Consider the following 2,227-nt stretch of genomic DNA (forward strand, 5'->3'; position numbering starts at 1 on the left):
AGGCCGGCTATCTGGCCGGCAACCCGCTCGCCCTCGCCCGCCGCCGGCGCGCGCCCGCCAAGGCGCGCATCACGCGGTATCTCAGTCACGAACTGTGGGAGACGGTGAAGGACTCGGTCGCGACCATGCCGACCGACACCGCCCGCGAACGCCTGCATGCGGCGCGCTGCCGCTGGGTGCTGACCGTGCTCTACCTGGGGGGCCTGCGCGCGTCCGAGCTGACGGCCACGACCATGGGGGCCTTCTTCTGCCGGCGCGATGCCCAGGGCATCGAGCGCTGGTGGCTGGAGGTCACCGGCAAGGGCAACAAGACCCGGCTGGTGCCGGCCACCGACGAGTTGATTGCCGAACTGGCGCGCTACCGCCGCGCCAACGACCTGCACCCAACGCCGCAGCCCGGCGAGGCCCTGCCGCTGGTGCTGCCGGTGATCGGGCGCGAGCAACGCGAGGGGCGCGGGGATCGTGACCCAGGCCTGTCACGCGGCGCGCTGCACCTGATCCTGAAGGAAGTGTTCGGCCTGGCGGCCGCGCGGCTGCGCGCGCGCGGGCCCGAATGGGCGGCGCAGGCCGATGTCCTGGCCAGCGCCTCGGCCCACTGGCTGCGCCACACCGCCGGCTCGCACATGACCGACCGGCAGGTCGACCTGCGCTATGTAAGGGATAATTTTGGGCATTCGTCGATTTCGACGACCAGCGCCTACCTGCACAGCGAAGAGGATACGCGGCATCAAGCCACTCAGGAGCGGCATCGCATCGGTTGGGGCACTCACAAAGAGGAAGGCCCCTGATTCAAACCGCATCCCGGTCGCTCTGGTCGGGACAGCGCCGACTAGGGCACCGGCACGGCCGACGCCATCGCTTTTTGGAGGGCCACCCGACGCGCTGCCACGTGGGGGGCCACCGCGCGGATGACTACTGCTGCCACAGGAAATCGGGCGCCGCATGATCGGGCGCCCTTCTATCAGGGCGTGTCGGCCGACTACCAATCTTCGAAATTGCCTAAGCCGGCTGCTGTAGCCGGCGCGCTTCGTCGGGTGGTTTCGGCCCGCCAGAGACGCTCGGGGCCGGTATGGCGCACAGATATGAGTTTCAGTATAAAATTGTCATATTGCTGTTTTATACTGAAACTCATGGATCCGTGGATCGAGTTGGATGAGGATGCGCTGCGACAGTATATCGACGCCAAGGCGGTGTTCGAAGCGTGGGAATCCGCGCGTGCCAAGGCCGCAGAGGTTCGCGGCGGCATGCTCTGGCGAACCACGAAGGGCCGCGAGTACCTGATTCGGACCGGCGTGGACAACAAACAGAAGAGCCTCGGGGTGCGTTCGGAAACGACCGAGGACATGTACTCGCGTTTCAACGCGCGTAAGGAGGCCGCCGAGGCCCGGCTCAAGACGCTCGCAGACGAGCTCGACCGGCACCGGCGGCTGAACCGAGCGATCCGAGTTGGCCGGGCTCCGGACATCCTCGTGGCTATCCTTCAGGTGATGACGCGGCTCAATATCGCCGAGCATTTCATCGTCATCGGGACGCACGCACTCTATGCGTATGAAGCCGCGGCCGGAGTCCGCCTGCAGGAACGCGCCCTCGCAACTCGCGATGTCGATCTTCTTTGGGAAACGCGCAAACGCCTTCAGTTTGCCTCCCGAATGAAGAACCTGGATCTCTCCATGCTCGATGTTCTACGCAAGGTAGATAGCACGTTCGAGATTCGGGACGATCAACTTTTCACGGCAGTGAACGCAAAGGGCTTCGAGGTGGACATCCTGCGTGGCGAGGCCACCGATCTTGACCCTCATCCGCTCCAGCTGACCGACGACGAAGACGACCTCTGGGCAGTCCAGGCGCGACGCGCAAATGTCCTGTTGGGGGCGCCTTCATTCTCTGCGCCCATCGTTTCCGTGACCGGAAGGATGGCGCGGATGACGACGATCAGTCCAGCCGCGTTTGTCGACTTCAAGCGCTGGATGGCATCGACCGCAGATCGCGATCCGCTCAAGATATCTCGCGACAGGCTGCAGGCATCGATTGTGGAAGAGCTGGCTAATCGCTTCCGGCTCGGTGTTTAGCGAGCCGCGCGTAGCCTGATGGGTTTTTGCACCGGCCACCGCGATTCTTATGGAGAGTGATCTACGGCTGCAGCCATCCGAATTGGTGCCCGTTCACGGCGACGCGGTCGCCCGCCGGCGTGCATGACGGAGCCTGTCAGATTTCTTGTGTGTTGAGG

2 protein-coding genes are annotated in these 2,227 nt (G+C 64.5%); both read left to right on the forward strand.

All coding sequences use genetic code 11. The annotated features are described in order from the left end of the window. The coding region (locus tag CF68_RS05365) for a tyrosine-type recombinase/integrase (RefSeq protein ID WP_035816565.1) at positions 1–788 on the forward strand (788 nt) is incomplete at its 5' end. 342 nt (positions 789–1,130) lie between these two features. Then, on the forward strand, positions 1,131–2,069 hold the full coding sequence (locus CF68_RS05370; RefSeq protein ID WP_035816567.1) for a GSU2403 family nucleotidyltransferase fold protein: 939 nt from the start codon (positions 1,131–1,133) through the stop codon (positions 2,067–2,069). Positions 2,070–2,227 lie beyond the last annotated feature (158 nt).

Source organism: Cupriavidus sp. SK-4 (genome assembly GCF_000611125.1).
GTDB lineage: Bacteria > Pseudomonadota > Gammaproteobacteria > Burkholderiales > Burkholderiaceae > Cupriavidus > Cupriavidus necator.